Origin of the sequence: Paenibacillus sp. FSL M8-0228, assembly GCF_038007385.1 — a bacterium.
Classification (GTDB): Bacteria; Bacillota; Bacilli; order Paenibacillales; family Paenibacillaceae; genus Paenibacillus; species Paenibacillus polymyxa_D.
Genome location: NZ_JBBOXA010000001.1, coordinates 5,406,196 through 5,424,680, shown reverse-complemented (window position 1 = coordinate 5,424,680; position 18,485 = coordinate 5,406,196). Strand labels below are relative to the sequence as shown.

The 18,485-nt window shown below is 49.6% G+C and carries 20 protein-coding genes; 19 read left to right on the top strand and 1 reads right to left on the bottom strand.

The window, feature by feature from the left end:
- The first annotated feature begins 32 nt into the window (after window positions 1-32).
- From MKY98_RS24530 to MKY98_RS24490, 9 genes are all read left to right on the top strand, one after another.
- Window positions 33-1,124 carry a sirohydrochlorin chelatase gene (locus MKY98_RS24530; protein ID WP_208332727.1) on the top strand — a complete coding sequence of 364 codons (1,092 nt, stop codon included), beginning with the start codon at window positions 33-35 and terminating at the stop codon, window positions 1,122-1,124.
- A complete protein-coding gene (cobK, locus tag MKY98_RS24525) occupies window positions 1,121-1,900 on the top strand; it encodes a precorrin-6A reductase (protein ID WP_069012858.1) in 780 nt (259 codons plus the stop codon). Before MKY98_RS24530 ends, cobK begins: the two co-directional genes overlap by 4 nt.
- 168 nt (window positions 1,901-2,068) lie before the next feature.
- On the top strand, window positions 2,069-2,713 hold the full coding sequence (locus tag MKY98_RS24520; RefSeq protein WP_069012857.1) for a precorrin-8X methylmutase: 645 nt from the start codon (window positions 2,069-2,071) through the stop codon (window positions 2,711-2,713).
- A gap of 74 nt (window positions 2,714-2,787) precedes the next feature.
- Complete coding sequence (locus MKY98_RS24515) at window positions 2,788-3,933, top strand: cobalt-precorrin-5B (C(1))-methyltransferase (RefSeq protein WP_165146034.1); 1,146 nt, start codon at window positions 2,788-2,790, stop codon at window positions 3,931-3,933.
- Window positions 3,926-5,182 carry a bifunctional cobalt-precorrin-7 (C(5))-methyltransferase/cobalt-precorrin-6B (C(15))-methyltransferase gene (locus MKY98_RS24510; protein ID WP_069010069.1) on the top strand — a complete coding sequence of 419 codons (1,257 nt, stop codon included), beginning with the start codon at window positions 3,926-3,928 and terminating at the stop codon, window positions 5,180-5,182. The genes MKY98_RS24515 and MKY98_RS24510 overlap by 8 nt, the downstream gene beginning before the upstream one ends.
- A gap of 31 nt (window positions 5,183-5,213) precedes the next feature.
- Window positions 5,214-5,930: a precorrin-2 C(20)-methyltransferase gene (cobI, locus tag MKY98_RS24505; protein ID WP_069010067.1), complete on the top strand. Its 717-nt coding sequence runs from the start codon at window positions 5,214-5,216 to the stop codon at window positions 5,928-5,930.
- Window positions 5,927-6,721, top strand: coding sequence for a precorrin-4 C(11)-methyltransferase (gene cobM, locus MKY98_RS24500; RefSeq protein WP_069010065.1), 795 nt, complete (start codon window positions 5,927-5,929; stop codon window positions 6,719-6,721). The genes cobI and cobM overlap by 4 nt, the downstream gene beginning before the upstream one ends.
- Window positions 6,714-7,802 (top strand): cobalt-precorrin 5A hydrolase, encoded by a 1,089-nt coding sequence (locus MKY98_RS24495; RefSeq protein ID WP_069010063.1) that lies wholly within the window; start codon window positions 6,714-6,716, stop codon window positions 7,800-7,802. The genes cobM and MKY98_RS24495 overlap by 8 nt, the downstream gene beginning before the upstream one ends.
- A complete protein-coding gene (locus tag MKY98_RS24490) occupies window positions 7,795-9,252 on the top strand; it encodes a cobyrinate a,c-diamide synthase (RefSeq protein WP_069010061.1) in 1,458 nt (485 codons plus the stop codon). Before MKY98_RS24495 ends, MKY98_RS24490 begins: the two co-directional genes overlap by 8 nt.
- A gap of 135 nt (window positions 9,253-9,387) precedes the next feature.
- On the opposite strand, the gene MKY98_RS24485 is transcribed toward MKY98_RS24490, so the two are convergent.
- On the bottom strand, window positions 9,388-9,837 hold the full coding sequence (locus MKY98_RS24485) for an AbrB/MazE/SpoVT family DNA-binding domain-containing protein (protein WP_025721620.1): 450 nt from the start codon (window positions 9,835-9,837) through the stop codon (window positions 9,388-9,390).
- A gap of 439 nt (window positions 9,838-10,276) precedes the next feature.
- On the opposite strand from MKY98_RS24485, the gene MKY98_RS24480 reads away from it, so the two are divergent.
- The 10 genes from MKY98_RS24480 to MKY98_RS24435 all read left to right on the top strand — a co-directional run bounded on the left by MKY98_RS24480 (window position 10,277) and on the right by MKY98_RS24435 (window position 18,408).
- Entirely contained in the window at window positions 10,277-10,915 is a 639-nt protein-coding gene (locus MKY98_RS24480; protein ID WP_069010060.1) for a ThuA domain-containing protein, read from the top strand.
- Window positions 10,916-11,018: 103 nt separating this feature from the next.
- A complete protein-coding gene (locus MKY98_RS24475; RefSeq protein WP_013312404.1) occupies window positions 11,019-11,378 on the top strand; it encodes a phasin family protein in 360 nt (119 codons plus the stop codon).
- 1 nt (window position 11,379) lies between these two features.
- Complete coding sequence (locus MKY98_RS24470) at window positions 11,380-13,050, top strand: ABC1 kinase family protein (RefSeq protein ID WP_069010059.1); 1,671 nt, start codon at window positions 11,380-11,382, stop codon at window positions 13,048-13,050.
- A gap of 22 nt (window positions 13,051-13,072) precedes the next feature.
- A complete protein-coding gene (locus MKY98_RS24465; RefSeq protein WP_029518579.1) occupies window positions 13,073-13,645 on the top strand; it encodes a hypothetical protein in 573 nt (190 codons plus the stop codon).
- Between the two features lie 64 nt (window positions 13,646-13,709).
- Window positions 13,710-13,949 (top strand): hypothetical protein, encoded by a 240-nt coding sequence (locus tag MKY98_RS24460; protein ID WP_016822811.1) that lies wholly within the window; start codon window positions 13,710-13,712, stop codon window positions 13,947-13,949.
- A complete protein-coding gene (locus tag MKY98_RS24455) occupies window positions 13,950-14,354 on the top strand; it encodes a PIN domain-containing protein (protein WP_029518578.1) in 405 nt (134 codons plus the stop codon).
- Window positions 14,355-14,642: 288 nt separating this feature from the next.
- A complete protein-coding gene (locus MKY98_RS24450; protein ID WP_029518577.1) occupies window positions 14,643-16,091 on the top strand; it encodes a SulP family inorganic anion transporter in 1,449 nt (482 codons plus the stop codon).
- A gap of 219 nt (window positions 16,092-16,310) precedes the next feature.
- A complete protein-coding gene (locus MKY98_RS24445; RefSeq protein WP_029518576.1) occupies window positions 16,311-16,976 on the top strand; it encodes an amino acid ABC transporter permease in 666 nt (221 codons plus the stop codon).
- Window positions 16,957-17,634: an amino acid ABC transporter permease gene (locus MKY98_RS24440; RefSeq protein WP_029518575.1), complete on the top strand. Its 678-nt coding sequence runs from the start codon at window positions 16,957-16,959 to the stop codon at window positions 17,632-17,634. Before MKY98_RS24445 ends, MKY98_RS24440 begins: the two co-directional genes overlap by 20 nt.
- A gap of 18 nt (window positions 17,635-17,652) precedes the next feature.
- Window positions 17,653-18,408 (top strand): amino acid ABC transporter ATP-binding protein, encoded by a 756-nt coding sequence (locus tag MKY98_RS24435; protein ID WP_069010058.1) that lies wholly within the window; start codon window positions 17,653-17,655, stop codon window positions 18,406-18,408.
- Window positions 18,409-18,485 lie beyond the last annotated feature (77 nt).

The window sequence follows — 18,485 nt, the reverse complement described above, 5'->3', positions numbered from 1 at the left end:
CTATCCCTATTCAAGAGGAGGAAACAACAGCAGTGGATGCAATATTGTTGGTTGGACATGGAAGTCGGGACCCGGAGGGGAACCAGGAACTGCTGGAATTTACACAGGCAGTGGCAGATCGGGTACCGGATATGTGCGTGGAAACCTGTTTCTTGGAGCTGGCACGTCCCAGCATTGCTGATGGGATGCAAACTTGTGTGGAGAAAGGGGCGACGCGTGTCGTTCTTATTCCGATTATCTTGTTCGCAGCGGTACATGCCAAAATTGATATTCCGATGGCTATTGACCGGGCAAAGGCGAAATATCCGCAGGTGGAATTTGTATACGGACGTCCGATTGGTGTTCACGAGAAAATCGTCAGCATTCTGCAAAGTCGCTTGAAAGAGGCCCGGCCGGTTGCAGTTCCAGCGGGGATGAATAGCGCTGTAGAGGCATCTGTCGAAGTATCTGACGAGGAAACGGCGGTACTTGTATTAGGACGCGGAAGTAGCGATCCAGATGCGAACAGTGACTTTTTCAAAATCACCCGTATGCTGTGGGAGAAGCTTTCTTATACATGGGTAGAGAGCAGCTTTATCGGTGTGACGCAGCCTTCCTTTCCCGATGGATTGGAGCGTTGTGTACGATTGGGGGCCAAAAAGATTATCGTGCTTCCCTATTTTCTGTTCACGGGTGTGCTGATTAAACGCATCGGAGAAATGACCCAGGAATTTGCCGAGGCTCACCCTGCATTACAAGTGGAGATGGGCGGATATTTTGGTTTCCATCCTCAATTGGTTGAACTGGTGCTGGAGCGAGCTAAGGAAGGTTTGTTCGGCAAGGTTACAGCCAATTGTGATAACTGCCAGTTCCGCCTGGAGGCGCAGGAGCACCACCATCATCACCACGATCATGACCACGATCATGACCACGATCATCATCATGAACATGAACATGAACATGAACATGAACATCACCACCACCATCATGCACATGAGCACGACCATCATGATCACCATACACACAGCCACGATCACACTCATGAGCATGTCCATGCTCACAGCCATGATGACCATGATCACCATCACGAGCATTCACATACGCCATCTGTAGTGAATGGAAGCGGGCAGGTGAAGAGCTCATGATATTCATGCTATGCGGAACGAGCGATGCACGGGAATTGGCGCTGCAAATCCGTGACAATGGCTTCAACGTATTGACCTCAGTCGTAACCGAAAGCGCGGCAGCCAGCTTGTCTGAAGCGGGACTAGACGTACGTACAGGCCGAATGACAGCCGATGAAATGGCTGCAATGATTCGGGAGCTTGGAATACAGGCGGTTGTTGATGCCAGTCATCCTTTTGCAGAAGAAGCACATGCGAATGCGATGACAGCCGCTCGCGAGTCCGGGGTTCCTTATATTCGCTATGAGCGGACAGGACTTGTATATGACAATCATCCGTTGCTCCACATCGTGTCTTCCTATGAAGAAGCCGCATTAGAAGCGAAGCAACTCAAAGGTTCTGTAATGCTTACGACGGGCAGTAAGACGCTCGGCACGTTCACCAAGCATTTACTCGGAGACCCGGAGATTCGTCTGGTTATACGCATGCTGCCGCGCCTGGACAATATGGAGAAATGCGGCGAACTGGGCATGGAGCAAAAAAATATTATTGCCATGCAGGGACCCTTTTCCCGCGAGATGAACGAAGCATTGTACAAGCACTATGGCACGACCGTGATGGTCACCAAGGAAAGCGGAAGCACGGGAGCAGTGGATGAAAAGGTTCAATCTGCATTGGAGCTGGGGATTCACGTACTTTTGATTTCCAGGCCGGAAGTGGAATTTGGCACAGTATTTGATCATTTCGACGGAGTCATCAACGCACTGCGTACAGCAAAAGAGAAAACTTCAATTTGAGTTGAGCCTTACCCCTGCGAGTCCAGTTCATCAGGAACGACTTCTGGCATGTATTTAAAATATAGTCATCTTAAAACAGGTGTTTTTTAGAGGTATCCATGATTTAGTAGCAATAAATTGTCATTTTCCTAAACTATTTTCTAATTTTCCATAAGGGAGTGGTCTACCATGGATTTCAAAACAGAATTTAAACCGCTAACGGTACAGCCGCAGGAGATTGAAGGCAAAAGCTTCGAGATGATCACAGAAGAATTGGGAGAGCATCCTTTTACAGCAGAGCAATATCCCGTTGTACAGCGTGTCATTCATGCATCTGCTGATTTTGAGCTGGGCCGCAGCATGGTGTTTCATCCAAAAGCGATTGAAGCCGGGATTGCAGCTATTCGCGCAGGCCAGCAGGTAGTGGCAGATGTGCAGATGATTCAAGCGGGGCTGAGTAAGGATCGTATCCGTCAATTTGGCGGGGATGTGCATGTGTACATATCTGACCCTGACGTCATGGAAGAAGCGAAAAGGCTGAATACGACACGCGCCATTATTTCGATGCGCAAAGCGATTCAGGCGAGCGAAGGTGGTATCTATGCGATTGGTAATGCGCCAACAGCGTTGCTGGAGCTGATTCGTCTGGTGAAAGAAGGAGCGGCCAAGCCCGGACTGGTGATTGGCATGCCCGTAGGCTTCGTATCGGCGGCAGAATCCAAGGACGAGCTGCGCAAGCTGGATATTCCGTTCATTACGAATATTGGACGCAAGGGCGGCAGTACAATTGTCGTAGCAGCATTGAATGCGATCTCCTTAATGGCTGTCCGCTAGATGCGGTTGTCCGTTTGCTGTATCATGAAATGAATTGGAACATGATCAGCAGAAGAGGTTAAGGAGGAATTGTCATGGAAAAGGAAGCGGCGTCCGCCGACAAGCCCAAACGGATGAAAAGCGGTGAAGCTCCCGCACCGGACAAGCCAATGCGGTCAGGCTTTACGACAGGAGCTTGTGCGGCTGCAGTAGCCAAAGGAGCGGTACAACTGCTCATCACGGGCATTCCGCCGAAGGAAGCAGTGATATCGCTGCCCGCGGGCTTCGATCAGGCGTTTGAGCTGATTGAGCCTGTGTTGGACGCGGACGAAGCTTCCTGCACGACGATCAAGGACGGTGGCGATGACCCAGATGCCACGCATCAGGCGAGAATTATCGCGTCCGTTAGCTGGCGCGAGGAGCCGGGCATTGAACTGGACGGTGGCATCGGCGTGGGGCGGGTAACGAAGCCCGGTCTGCCTGTGCCTGTCGGAGAAGCAGCGATTAATCCGGTGCCGCGCCGGATGATTACGGAGGCTGTGACAGGTGTGCTTGAGGAGCACGGATCGGCCAAAGGTGTCCGTGTCGTCATCAGCGTACCGGACGGCGAAGAAATTGCCAAGAAAACGCTGAACGGGCGGCTTGGCATACTTGGCGGTATTTCCATACTAGGCACGCGTGGTGTGGTCGTTCCGTTTTCCACGTCAGCTTATAAAGCCAGTGTCGTGCAGGCCATATCAGTTGCGCAAGCGATGAACTGCCAGGAAATCGTCCTGACCACAGGCGGCAGCAGTGAAAAATACGCCATGCAAATGTATGATCAGCTGACGGAAGAGGCCTTTATTCAGATGGGGGACTTTGTTGGCTTTGCTATAAAGCATGGGAAACGGCTGGGAATGAAAAAGATTATTCTCGTCGGTATGCCCGGTAAGCTGTCCAAGGTCGCTCAAGGTATCATGATGGTTCACTCCAAGAGTGCTCCGGTGGATTTTGGCTTTTTGGCTGAGGTCGCGCGTGAAGCAGGTGTGGACGAGTCGCTTGCGGCGGCAGTGGCAGAGGCAAATACAGCTACGCAGGTGGCGGATATGATGACCGAAGCGAATGCGCTGAGCTTTTTTGAAAAGCTGTGTACCTATGGATGTCAGCATTGTCTGGAGCATGCAGGTGGTGGAATCGTTGTGGAAATGGTACTGATAACGCTGAAAGGGAACGTGCTGGGGAGGGCGAGAGTCGGTGAGTAAAGTGATCCGTGTCATTGGTATCGGTGAAAATGGAGCGGCAGGTCTGTCGCAGGAAACATTGGAGCAAATTGAGCGTGCGGACCTGCTGGTTGGTGGAGAACGCCAGCTAGGATTTTTCAAGGCAGCCGCAGGGGAAAAACGAACATTAAAGAGCGGCTTATCCGCCGTGGTGGAAGAATTGGGACGGTTGCGTGAGGACAAGGATATTGTCGTGCTTGCGTCCGGAGATCCGCTTTTTTTTGGAATTGCAGGTTATTTGTCTGCCAAGCTGGGGGCGGAACATCTGGATATTATGCCGCATCTCAGCTCGGTTCAGCTGGCGTTTGCGCGTCTCGGTGAAAGCTGGCAGGATGCGGTGCTGGAAAGCGTACACGGTCGCCCGATGACCGGACTGGCGCAGCGGATTGACGGACAGAACAAGGTCGCGCTGTTGACGGACGACCGGAATCATCCCGGTGCAGTCGCTGCCTATCTGCTGCATTATGGCATGACGGAATATGATGCTTTTGTCGGCGAGCATTTGGGCGGACCGGATGAGGTGTATCAGCATTATACGCTGGAAGAGATGGCGCAGAGAACGTTCCAACCATTGAATGTGGTTATTTTGCGCCGCCGTAAGGGTGAAAACGTGCCTGCAATTCGGCGGGGATTTGGCTTCGAGGATGCGGAATTTCACCAGCGCAAGCCGGAAAAAGGGCTGATTACGAAGCGTGAAGTGCGCGTATTCAGCTTGTCCGAGCTGCGTCTGACCGAGCGGAGCATCGTATGGGACATCGGCGCAGGCTCTGGTTCTGTAGCGGTAGAATGTGCGCGACTGGCCAAGTATGGGCAAGTGTTTGCCATTGAGAAGAACGAAGGCGACCTGGCTAATGTCGAAGCGAACAAGATCAAATTCCGCACCGATTTCCCGGTTATTCATGCCAAAGCGCCTGCCGGATTGGACGAGCTGCCAGACCCGGATGCGGTGTTTATCGGTGGGAGCGGGGGAGAATTGTCCGAGCTGATTCGTCTGTGCGCTTCCCGTCTGCGTAAGGATGGACGAATTGTAGTGAATGCTGCAACGATTGAGACGCTACATGACGGTATGAAGGCGATGCAAACAGCAGGACTCGATACTTCGGTGACGTTACTGCAAACAGCGCGCAGCAAGCCGATTTTGAATATGACGCGTTTTGACGGACTCAATCCGATATATGTCATTACAGGACAGCCGTCGGTAGACGTGGCTGATGAAGTAGCAGGGGAGTAAGCTGGTAATTCAAGAGGGGGAGAGAGACAGCATGAATACGGCGGCAACAGGAACACTTTACGGCGTAGGCGTGGGGCCGGGTGATCCCGAGCTGATTACAGTCAAGGCGTATCGCATGATTCAGGAATGTGCAGTTGTGGCTTATCCGAAGAAACGCCGGGGAGGTAAATCGTATGCTCACGAGATCGTGGAGTTGTACGTCAACCCGGAGGAAAAGGAGATGCTAGGACTCATTTTTCCAATGACCAAGGACCCGGTTGTACTGGAGCGGGAGTGGAACAAAACGGTGGTTGCTTGCTGGGAAGCGCTGCGTGAAGGCAAGGATGTAGCTTTTGTCACAGAGGGAGACCCCAATCTGTACAGTACCTTTATTCACTTGGCACGACTCATGAAGGACCTCCATCCAGAGGTGCCAATTGTATCTATTCCGGGCATTTCGTCTGTGTTGGGCGCAGCGGCAGCGCTGGAATTGCCTTTGGCAGACGGAGATCAGCAGGTCGGTATTATACCGGCTACGGATGATCGGGAAGCGATGAAGCGGGCGATTGAGAATCACGATACGGTCGTGTTTATTAAGGTTGCCAAGGTGTTGGATTTGATTTTGGATGTGCTGGATGAGCTTAATCTTGGGGACTGTGCATCGGTCATTACCAAGGTCACTTCTCCTTATGAAATGGTATGGCGCAACGCACGTGAGCTGCGCGGACAGGAGCTTGAATATTTGAGTTTAATGGTGGTGAGCAAATGACGTTGGAGCCCAAAGTATATATCGTAGGAGCAGGTCCCGGCGATCCGGAGCTGATTACGGTCAAAGGCTCCCGGCTTCTACGCACGGCCGATGTGGTATTGTACACGGATTCACTCGTGAACGACGAGTTGATTGCCACGGCCAAACCAGAGGCGCAGGTATTGCAAAGCTCAGGCATGGATCTGGAGCGGCAGGTTGAGATTATGAGCGAGGCTGTGCAGGCTGGATGCAGTGTAGCTCGCGTACATACAGGCGATCCGGCAGTGTACGGAGCCATTTTGGAACAGATGGTGTTGCTGAAGCAGCGCGGAGTAGCCTACGAAATCGTACCGGGCGTCAGCTCGGTCTTTGCTTCTGCGGCCGTGCTGGGTGCAGAGCTAACTGTGCCTGATCTGACACAGACCGTCATTCTGACGCGTGCTGAAGGCCGTACACCTGTACCGGATCGGGAAAAGCTGCGTGATCTGGCTTCCCATCACTGCACAGTGGCTTTATTCCTCAGCGCAACGCTGGCGAAGAAGGTGGTCGTTGAGTTTCTGGCGGCAGGCTGGAGCGAGGACACGCCTGTAGCGGTTGTACAGCGTGCGACCTGGCCGGATCAAAAGATCGTGCGCACGACGCTTGCTCAATTACCCGCCGATTTGCGTGCAGCAGGCATAACGATGCATGCCATGATTTTGGCGGGCTGGGCGCTCGACCCAGAGCTGGTGGACAAGGACGCGCATCGTTCCAAGCTGTATGATAAGTCGTTCACCCACGGCTACCGGAAGGGAGTGAAGCCCGGTGAGTAATCCATTTGCCGCTGTGGCGATCACGAAGCATGGAGTGGAAATGGTCCGCAATCTGGGAGCCAGCTTTCCGGGTACGGATGTGTATTACATGTCCAAATTTGAGCGTGGCGACGAGCAGGAGCGTGGCATTCAGTTGTTCGAAGGCTCGGTCAAGCTGATCTTGCCGGATTTATTTAAACAATATAACGGTATTATTTTATTTATATCTCTCGGTGCAGTGGTTCGTATGATTGCACCAATTTTGGTGGATAAAAAGGTAGACCCGGCGGTAGTCGTCATTGATGATCGCGGGGAGCATGTCATTAGCGTGCTGTCCGGTCATTTGGGCGGCGCCAATGAATTGACCCGCCATGTAGCCGCTGTGCTGGGCGCACGTGCGGTAATCACAACTGCATCGGACGTGCAGGGCACAATTCCGGTGGACATGTTGGGTCGAGAATTGGGTTGGGTGGTCGATAGCTTCGACAAGGCCACTCCCGTGAGCGCTGCTGTTGTGAACGAGGAGCCTGTTGCGCTCATACAAGAGACGGGCGAACGGAACTGGTGGCGTTATGACAAGCCTGTACCTGGACATATCAAGGTATATGCTTCGACGGCAGAAGCATTACAAGAACCGTTTAACGCCGCGTTGGTCGTGAGCGACCGTTTATTGGAGCCGGAGGAAGAGGAGCAACTTCTTTCTAATGGCGTGCTGTACCGTCCGAAAAGCTTGGTACTCGGCATTGGCTGCAACCGTGGGACTGCATTAGAGGAGCTGGAAGCGGGTGTGCTGAACACCTTGCAAGAGCTGCGTTTGTCCGTGAAAAGCGTACGGAATATTGCCACCATTGATTTGAAAAAGGACGAAGAGGGCTTACTTGCCCTTTGCGCCAAATACGGTTGGGAACTGGTGACGTATACTCCGTCAGAGCTGAATACGGTGCAGCTTCCCAATCCATCGGAAACCGTCTTTAAATACACTGGTGCATATGGGGTCAGTGAACCTTCAGCCTTGTTGTCCTCCGGTGCAGACCATTGGCTGCTGGAGAAGAAAAAAAGCGGCAATATGACGTTGTCTGTAGCGCGGGTTTCCTATGACTGACATCATGAAGCAGGCTGTACAGTCTGATCCGTCTGCCGCTACGCGCAGAAGCCGTATTGTTGTTGCCGGAACAGGCAGCGGCGCAGGCAAAACGACTGTTACCCTCGGGCTGATGAAGGCGTTCGCCGACAGCGGCCTGCGAGTGCAGGGGTTTAAATGCGGGCCGGATTATATCGATCCCACCTATCATACGGCCGCGACAGGGACATCTTCCCGTAATCTGGATTCATGGATGACCTCACCGGATACGGTGCGTGAAACCTTTATCCGTGCTTCCGAAGGCGCGGATATTTCCGTGATTGAAGGCGTCATGGGGCTGTATGACGGCAAGGACCCGCTCAGCAATACCGGCTCGACCGCTGAAATCGCCATGCTGACGGACAGCCCTGTATTGCTGGTGGTCGACGTGCGCAGTATGGCACGAAGCGCCGCCGCTATTGTGCTCGGCTTTCAGCGCTTGGAGCCCAAGCTACGCATTGTGGGCGTAATTGTGAATCGCTGCGGTAGCCAAGGGCACTATGGCATCGTCAAAAAGGCGATCGAGCAGGAGTGCGGCATCCCTGTGCTCGGCTGGTTAAAGCGTGATGACGGGCTGGATATTCCCGAGCGTCATCTGGGTTTAGTACCCGCTGTGGAACGCGGCGAGCTGGAGCCGCTTTTCCAACGGGCGGCAGAGCTGATCCGCGCGGGTACGGATCTGGATGCACTGCGGGCATTGGCAGATTCGGCTCCGCCGCCCAGCCCGCCCGAGCACCCATTATTTTCCCTGAATCGGCTTCCATCAGCAGGGCATGAAGCTGATACCGGGGAACGTCCCGTCATCGCCGTCGCCAGAGATGCTGCGTTCAATTTTTACTACCCGGAAAATATGGATTTGCTGCGTCAGGCGGGAGCAGAGATTGTCTATTTCAGTCCGCTGGCGGGAGAACGCGTACCTGAGCAGGCAAGCGGCCTATACCTGGGCGGCGGTTTCCCTGAAGAGTTTGCCGCAGATATCGCTGCAAATACGGGTTTTTTGGAAGATATCCGCAACGCGGTGAGCCGGGATATGCCAGTATTCGCCGAATGCGGCGGTTATATGGTACTGGCACGGACTCTTACGGATCGTATGGGGAATGCCCATCACATGGCCGGAGTTATTCCGTCGGACGTCCGCATGCAGGAGAAACGGGCCGCACTGGGATACCGTGAAGCAACAGCTTTGCAGGATTGCTTACTGCTGGAGGCTGGACAGACCATTCGGGGACATGAATTTCATTATTCTGTCATGCACTATGACGAATCATCCGCCCCCTACTCCTACGCCTATCAAACCAAGGGGATGCGTGGTCTTCAGAGCGAAGGCTATGCGAAAGGGAATCTTTTGGCAGCCTACACGCATGTTCATCTCGCTTCTCTTCCCAAAGCGGCAGCACGCTGGGTGGAACAATGCCGGGCTTACAGTCCATAGTTTTGCAAACGAGTCCACCATTTCATATAAACAAAAAGAAGCCGATTCCCTGAAAGGGGCCGGCTTTTCTAAATTTCAATAGATTTAAACCTTACATGGTATGGAAGCGTATACATTACTTTTTTGGTGGTTCACTTACATGAGCTTTTTCAGCTGGGAAATCCTTCCCTGACTCACGCCAAGCATGGAGGCGAGTTGTTTTTGTGAAGATGCTGGATGTTCTTCCATAAGCTCTCTCATTTTCTCCAAAATAACGTCTGTGCGCTGATAAATTTTTTTCATATGCATGTTTTGCTTAAGTGGGGGTGAATGGGTTTCAGTCGCTGTGACCGGAACTAAATCTTCCGTTTTCATCGAGGCCGCACATTCATCGCAGATAAACTGATCTTTAAAATAGGTGTTAGTATCAACCGCACCGCAAAATATACAGTTGGTTGATTTGTACTTACGGAGCATGAGTGTCTGGTCTTCAATAAAAAACTCTAATGGATCGCCGATGTCAATCTCCATCGTCATGCGCAACTCTTTAGGAAGCACAATTCGCCCCAAGCTGTCCAAGGGCCGGGTCATTCCAGTCCTTTTCATTCATGCAACCTCCCCGGTTTTTTAAGATTTATAGAATGTATAAGGTTTGAGGCAATTCTTATCAATTCTATAACCGCAAGCATAAATTTCTTACAAAAAGCGGCCCTTTATTGTTAATCAAGCATGGACGCACTTTTTTTCTTACGAGTATACCATAAAGAGGCCGAATCGCCATCGTTCAGATTTATAAATTTTGAATAAGTTTTAATAAGTTTATTCCGAGCGAACATATATGCTATAATCTTCTGCTAAAGGATTTAATAGGCCGTCTGTAGAATTATTTATATATGCCGTAGCTCGGACAATGATGGCGGTGTTATGGGAAATGAATGAGGGCCAAACAGAATTTTCTGAGCGTTTTGACCCCACAAACAAGAATGAATGACACGGACCCCGCCTTTAAAGTCCTTATATACAAGTCAGGCAAGGAGGATTTATCATGGAAAAAAGAAAAGCATTGTTGTTAGGAGATTATTCGTATCCGGAGTTTCACCCGCTGCAAGGGGTGGACGAAGAGATTAGCCATATTTTACAGGATTGGATGACGGTACAATGCAGTGAAAATCGTAAAATGCTGCTCAAGGAAAATCTAGCCTCATTCGATCTATGCATCTCGTATTGTGATAGCCGTAAGGAGGTTCTGTCTCCTCAACAAACAGCAGGACTGCTGTCCTATGTTAGCGGCGGAGGTGGACTGCTTGTGCTGCATAACGGAATCACATTGCAAGGACGTTATGAAATAGCACAGCTCATGGGAGCACGCTTCCTGCGGCATCCGGCAGCGGAGCAGCTTTCCTTCAAGGTAACAGAGCCGGATCATCCGATTATGGAAGGAATCGAACCGTTCGAGATGCAAGAGGAGCCATATCGTTTTGATTTTGATCCATTCACTGAAAAAACACTACTGATGGAATACGAGTATGAAGGTCAGTGGTGGCCGGCTGCATGGTCACTGTCCTATGGCTTGGGTCGGGTCGTCTACCTGATGCCTGGACATAATCAGCCAAGTTTCCAGCACGAGAGATACCGTAAGCTGCTGCTTCAGGCTGCTAAGTGGGCTGGACGCTTTCCGGGTTAAACATAGATCATTCCATTCATTGAGGAAGGGGAGCTGCGAGCTTTATGCGGCTCCCCTTTTCAGGTTATACTAGTAGGTAATCACAGGTAGGGGAGGATATATTATGAGCGATTTGTTCAAAAAAGCCATCTCATTGGGGTGGGGCCTCACCGTTGTCAGCAAAGAAAAGGTGGAGAAAGCCGTCGAGGATCTTGTAAACCGCGGAGAACTTGCGCCTTCGGAATCCAAAGCACTGGTCGATCGTCTGATCGAACGAGGGGCAGAGGAACAGGGACAATTCAAAACAGTGATCCGCGAACAGGTTAGCCGCATTTTGCAGGAGCTGGAAGTACCTACCGAAAATGATGTCACAAGTTTGGAGCAGCGTGTGGCATTGTTGGAAAAACAGGTAGCGGAGCTGGAAAAAGAAAAGGCGGCGCTTACGGGTTCGAGCGACGCTGAAGAAGCGAACCGGCTGGATTAAAATGGCGGTTCGTATGAAGCACGCCGGTCGTTACCGGGAAATTGCCATGGCGCTGGCGCGTCATGGCTTTGGCTATATGGTGGAAGAAATGGGACTGTTCCAGCTACTGTCACTGCCTCGCAAGTGGCTGACGAGAGAAACTCCCGAGTCCAAAACGTTAGGTGAACGGATTCGACTTGTGCTGGAGGATCTGGGGCCTGCATTCATCAAGCTTGGACAGTTGGCAAGCACACGTGCTGACCTGCTGCCGGAGCCTATTATCCGTGAGCTGGTTAAGCTTCAGGATCAGGTACCGCCGTTTTCATCTGAAACGGCGCGTGGCATTCTGGAGCAGGAGCTGGACACGTCATTAGAGGACATACTGGTTCGTTTTGACGATGTTCCGCTGGCCGCTGCTTCGATCGGGCAAGTGCATTTGGGCAAGCTGCACAGCGGCGAAATGGTCGCCATTAAAATCCAGCGTCCTGGCGTTAATCGCATCATTCGGCGAGATTTGGACATTTTGCGGGAACTGACCGCAATGGCAGCCAAGCGCTGGGAATGGGTAGAGCGGTATCAGCTTCGCCAGATGGTAGAGGAGCTGGGGAGATCGCTCATTCAGGAGTTGGATTACAACCACGAAGCCCGTAATACAGAGAAGATTGCGCTCCAATTTGAGCAGGACCCACATATCTATATTCCGAAAATATACTGGGATCATACCTCTTCCCGTATACTGACCATGGAGTTTCTAGACGGAACTCACTTGGGTAGTCGTGAAGAGCTATTACGCCGTGGATATAACTTGAAAGAACTGGCGCAGCGGCTGGTGAACAGCATGTTGCATCAAATTTTTATAGAGGGATTTTTTCATGCCGATCCCCATCCGGGGAATTTACTCGTTCTGAAAAATGGTAGTCTCGCTTATTTGGACTTTGGCATGACGGGAAGGCTGAGCGAAGAGATGAAGAATCATCTCGCTTCCCTCATTATTGCCCTGATGCGCAAAAATACCGATGCCATGGTTCGGTCTATCGCACGTTTGGGGCTGGTCGAACCGGATACCAACCTGAATGCGCTACGTGCCGATCTGGACAAGATACGCGAAGATTACTCAGACGTTCCTTTTTCACAGGTCAGTATTGGTGATGCTTTGAACGACCTGTTTGGCGCAGCGCAGCGCCATCGGATTGGTTTGCCGTCGGACGTCCTGTTGCTAGGCAAGGCGTTGCTGACACTGGAGGGGGTCGTGGAGCATCTGGACCCTGATCTCAGTATTATCGCTTTGGCTGAGCCCTTTGGTAACAGGCTGCTGAAGGAACGCTTCAGCGGTCGTCGTATCCGAGGCAAGCTGCTCGGCGGTGCGACTGAGCTGGTGGAAGCGCTGATGGAACTGCCAGGACAGGCGAGGCATTTAGCCTCGATTATCGGCAAGGGCAAGCTTAAGCTGGAGGTTACTGTGCCGGAGCTGGAAATGCTTCTGCGCAGGCTGGATCAGATCAGCAACCGCCTGTCATTCAGTATCGTGCTGTTAGCGTTCAGCATTATTATGGTCGGACTGATTATCGGTTCATCGCTGAATCATCAGGCGACCATGCTGTGGAATGTACCTGCTATTGAAATCGGCTTTGTTGTCGCTCTCTTAATGGTTGCCTTTTTACTGTATTCCATTTTTAAATCGGGAAGGTTTTAGATACCGACCAGAAAGGAGAGTTATGGATACTCATAAGATGAACACTGCCCTAATGGATGGTCTCCAAATTGCAGAGGTGCCTTGGCACCGCCTGACTACTCCTTATGGTAGAGGCACGGAGTTGCCACAATTGATATCCAATGGGGAGTACGCAGCCATTGCTGATCTGATAGAGCATCAAGGCACACTGTGGCAGGTTACGCCGTGGGTGTTACTCTTCTTATTGCGTAATTTGCATACGAGAAATTCGGATGATATCACGCCGAGTGAGTTGGAACTGTACCATGCGGTTGTTGGAGCATTGGACATGGAAAATGCACAAGAGGATTCACAGAAGTCTGTTGAATCCCTAACCATGCTGCTGGACGAAAAATATCTATGGTCAGCAGACAGCGATCCAGAAGAAGATGAACTGGAATGGGAAGAGGAAGAAGCACGTGGTTATGATCCGGTAGCTTTTTGGAGTTATTATGACTATAGCTATCGATTATTGAAGCAAGCACTGCCTGACTTTGAGAGTTTACTCCAGCACCATGCAGACTCTGAGATTGCTGAAGCCCTATCGGAGCTTGTGCAGGAATTGCGAAAATTTTAAATATAAGAAAACGAATTAAACAAGCTATGAACGGAAACTAATCTTTTGCTAAGGAGTGATTTTAGTGGCAAAAAAATTAACGGATATACATCGAATACGTCTCCTAAGTCTCCTTCGTGATATTGGGTTTGAACCATCAAAAGTTACTATAGAAAATAAACAGGGGGAAACTGAGGTTATTGATTTAGAGTCCCCGTTACCAAAAGGGTTGCAAGCTGTTTTAAATTCTCGAGGCAGTCTAAGCAAGGAGCAATTACTTGAGATCGAAGAGAGTGTTAAACAATCCAGAGAGGATTGGGATTAGATGGGGTATCTATTTGATACGAATGCAGCTATTGCCCTTCATAGACTTGACTCATCTTTGGATAGAGTAATACGACAAGCTGAGAAAGATAAAGAGAATATCTTCTTTTCTGTTATAACTCAGTCCGAGTTTATAGCCGGGTTGCCTACTAATACTGACTTAGATTCGATACCTTTTCTTGGCGGGGAATTTATTGCAGTTAATTCAGAGATCGCAGTTAAAGCGGGGCGTATCAGAAGAGAACAAAAAGATAAGTTTGCAAGAAAGCTCAAGACCCCAGATGCGTTGATTCTTGCGACAGCTATTATAAACCAATTGGTACTGGTTACGGCGGATCAAGATTTACAGTTCGCGGAGTCTGAGTATGAAGTTAAGGTGATCAACTTTAGCAGGTTAGAATCTTAGGAATTGCAAAAATTTTAAATATAAGAAAACGAATAAGATGAAGTAAATGAACGATATTCCAAGGGAATAGATGATTTCTTTCTATAAACAGCCTTTTAACTCATTCGTCTCTGCGAACCCCTTACGTTATAATGATGGACTGAATGTAACGGACCGGGTCGTTTGAGAGAGACGAACTGAATGATAGGAGAGCCTTGGCGATTGGCAGCTGGACGGATGCCCGAAACCACACGGGTTGCGAGTCAACACGCTACTCTCTGTAAATATAGGAGGCTGGAACGAGACAGTATGAATCTTAGACAACAATGGTTCGGTAATATCCGGGCCGATATACTTGCGGGCATGACCGTGGCGCTAGCACTAATTCCCGAGGCGATTGCCTTCTCGATCATTGCGGGGGTCAATCCCATGGTCGGACTGTATGCCTCCATCTCGATGGCTATTGTCATCTCTTTTGCAGGTGGACGTCCGGCGATGATCTCGGCAGCAACCGGGGCCGTAGCTGTACTGGTCGTTGGTCTGGTGAAGGATCATGGCGTGGAATATCTGTTTGCAGCTACCATTTTGGCAGGAATCATTCAAGTGGTGCTGGGTGTTCTGAAAATAGGTCGCTTTATAAGCTTTATTTCACAGCCAGTCATGACCGGGTTTGTGAATGCGTTGGCGATCCTCGTCTTTATGGCTCAGCTTACTCATTTTCATGGAGCCAATTGGATCATGTACGCGATGGTAGCAGGTACGCTGCTCATTGTGTATATATTACCGAGATTTGTGAAAAGCATCCCCGCTCCATTGACGGCAATCATCATCATGACGATCATTACGTATATATTTGGATTGAATGTGAAAACGGTAGGAGATATCGGGACGCTGACCAGTTCGCTGCCTTCATTCCACTTGCCGCAAATTGAGTGGTCGTGGCATACTTTGCGGATCTTGCTGCCGTATTCCTTTACGATGGCACTGGTTGGACTGCTGGAATCGCTGCTGACAGCCAGCATTTTGGATGAAATGACCGAAACGAAAAGCAATAAAAACCGGGAAGCCCGTGGGCAAGGGATTGCCAACTTTGTAAATGGCTTTTTTGGGGGTATGGGTGGCTGTGCCATGATCGGACAATCCGTCATTAATGTCAGCTCAGGTGGAAGAGGGCGTTTGTCCACTTTTACGGCAGGAGTATTCTTGGCCTTTCTGCTGCTCGTACTTGGTGGAGTTGTGAAGGAAGTACCCATGGGCGCATTAGTGGGAGTTATGTTCATGGTGTGTATTGGAACTGTGGATTGGAAATCGCTGCGAAACATTGCCAAGGTTCCCAAAGCAGATACGTTGATTATGGTGGTCACGGTGATCATCGTGGTGGCTACGCATGATTTGTCCAAGGGCGTAATCGTGGGCGTACTGCTAAGTGCTCTGCATTTTGGCTGGAAAATGGCTAAAATCCGTATCAGTACGACTGAGGATCATGAAGAAAAGGTGTACCATGTCAGGGGGCCGATGTTTTTCGCGTCAACGTCTCATTTTGTTGATCATTTTGAACCTTCGGATGACCCGGACCGCGTTGTAGTGGACTTTAGCCATTCGCATGTTTGGGATCACTCGGCGGTTACTGCTATTGGCAAGGTGCTTCAAAAATACAGAAACTCAGGTAAAACTATTACCCTACAAGGGTTAAATGAGGAAAGCCGTTTAATTGTAGAGAAGCTCGGCGGTCCTGTAGTTACAGAGCCACTCGTGTGATGAATCGTATAGCATAAATCAAAGCTTGAAATGAAATTTATTCATTTCAAGCTTTTTTATTTATTTCTGAAATAAAACAACACTTTTCTTTCCTAAACCATAGATAAATATGACAAATTTTCATCAAAGTATTGACGTAATAATTGGGCAGGAATACAATCATTGTTATTAAGCAAAGCAAATACATAGGAATAATTGAAAATTGAAAGGTATGCACATATGAACTTAGACTGGGACTTTATTGTAGAGAGCTTGCCGCTATATGGAGAAGCCATGTGGCTGACGTTGAAGATCGCCTTTTTTGCTATTCTGTTTTCACTAGTCGTCGGTTTGCTATGCAGTATAGTACTGTATTACAAGGTGAAGGGAATTAGCGGCATCATTGTTGCCTATATTGAGCTTTCCCGAAATACGCCGCTGCTTGTTCAGTTATATTTTCTGTATTACGGGTTTACGAAAATAGGTCTGCATATGAGCGAAATGACGTGTGCCATTGTGGGCATGACCTTTTTGGGCGGGGGTTATATGGCTGAGGCGTTCCGTGGTGGAATCGAAGCCGTAAGTAAAACGCAAACGGAATCCGGGCTGAGTCTCGGACTGTCCAAGATACAACTGGCGAGATATGTTATTTTGCCACAGGCTTTTACCATCAGTGTTCCGTCTCTGGGAGCGAATGCGATTTTTCTACTCAAGGAGACCTCCATTGTTGGCGCCATTGCTTTATTAGATTTGATGAATGTGGCAAAAGACCTAATCGGTATGTACTACAAAACGACAGAATCGCTAATTCTGCTGGTATTGGCATATCTCGTCCTGCTTTTACCTTTGTCGATACTGCTGACTTGGGTGGAAAGGAAGGTGCGATATGCTGAATTCGGGGATTAATGTGCTCTTTGAAGGTTCCAATTTCGAGCGTCTATTAGGGGGATTACTCGTTACGCTGGAGATTGCGTTACTTTCCATTATTATCGGTACTCTATTAGGCATTCTGATGGGATTGCTGCGCACCTTACAATCAAGACCGATTCGGTTTGTGCTGAGATTATATTTGGAGACATTCCGCATTATTCCGATTTTGGTGTGGTTGTATGTTGTATATTTTGGATTTACGCCTTTGTTAAATGTGAATATCAGCGGAGAATTGACAGCAATTATCGTATTCAGCCTGTGGGGAGCAGCCGAGATTGGTGACCTTGTTCGGGGTGCATTGGAATCACTGCCCAAGCATCAGGTGGAATCCGGGCAGGCACTGGGACTGACATATGGGCAGTTATACCGCCATGTACTCATTCCCCAGGCGGTGCGCCGAATGCTTCCCGGTTCTATTAATTTGGCGACACGGATGATCAAAACCACTTCATTAGTAGTGCTGATCGGTGTAGTAGAAGTGGTCAAGGTCGGACAGCAGATTATTGAGCTTGGTGTAATCAAAGCGCCCTCGGCATCCTTTTGGGTGTATGGCTTTATTTTCATATTATATTTTCTCGTATGCTATCCGTTATCCAGACTTTCCAAAAGATTTGAACGCAGATGGCAAAATTAGCAGGATGGGGTGGGTGTCATGGGAGAGGCTGTGGAGGTTTTACTCGAAATTCGAGGGCTGCACAAAAGCTTCGAAGACCGAAAAGTATTACAACAGATTAATCTGGACGTAACGAAAGGGGAAGTCGTGGTCGTTCTCGGTCCTTCGGGATGTGGAAAAAGCACACTCCTCCGATGTCTCAATGGTCTGGAACCAGTTCAGAGCGGAGATATCCGTTATAGAGGGCAAGACCTGACGGACAAGAAAGTGAATTGGCGTGAGGTGCGTCAGCATATCGGAATGGTGTTCCAGAACTACGAGCTGTTTCCGCATATGACGGTCTTAGAAAATATATTGCTCGGCCCGCTTAAAGTTCAGCGGAGAAATAAGCAGGAGGCACTTGAGCAAGCGGAGCAGCTATTGGAGCGAGTGGGTCTGCTGGATCGCAAAGATGCGTATCCGAGACAATTATCAGGTGGGCAAAAGCAACGGATTGCGATTGTGCGCGCCCTGTGTATGAATCCGGAAATTATGCTCTTTGATGAAGTCACCGCATCCTTGGACCCGGAAATGGTCAGAGAGGTGCTGGATGTCATGCGAGAGCTGGCCCAACAGGGCATGACCATGATTATCGTGACGCATGAAATGGGATTTGCCAAGTCGGTAGGAGATCGTATCGTTTTTATGGATCAAGGACAGATATGCGAAATGACTACGCCGCAGCAATTTTTTACCCAACCGCAAACAGAGCGTGCCCAGCACTTTCTGGATATATTTCAGTACGAAACGATATGAGCATTTTGCATCAATTCCATGAGCGACTTCCAATCACAATATAGAGATCGACATGCTTCTATTGGTCTCTATATTGC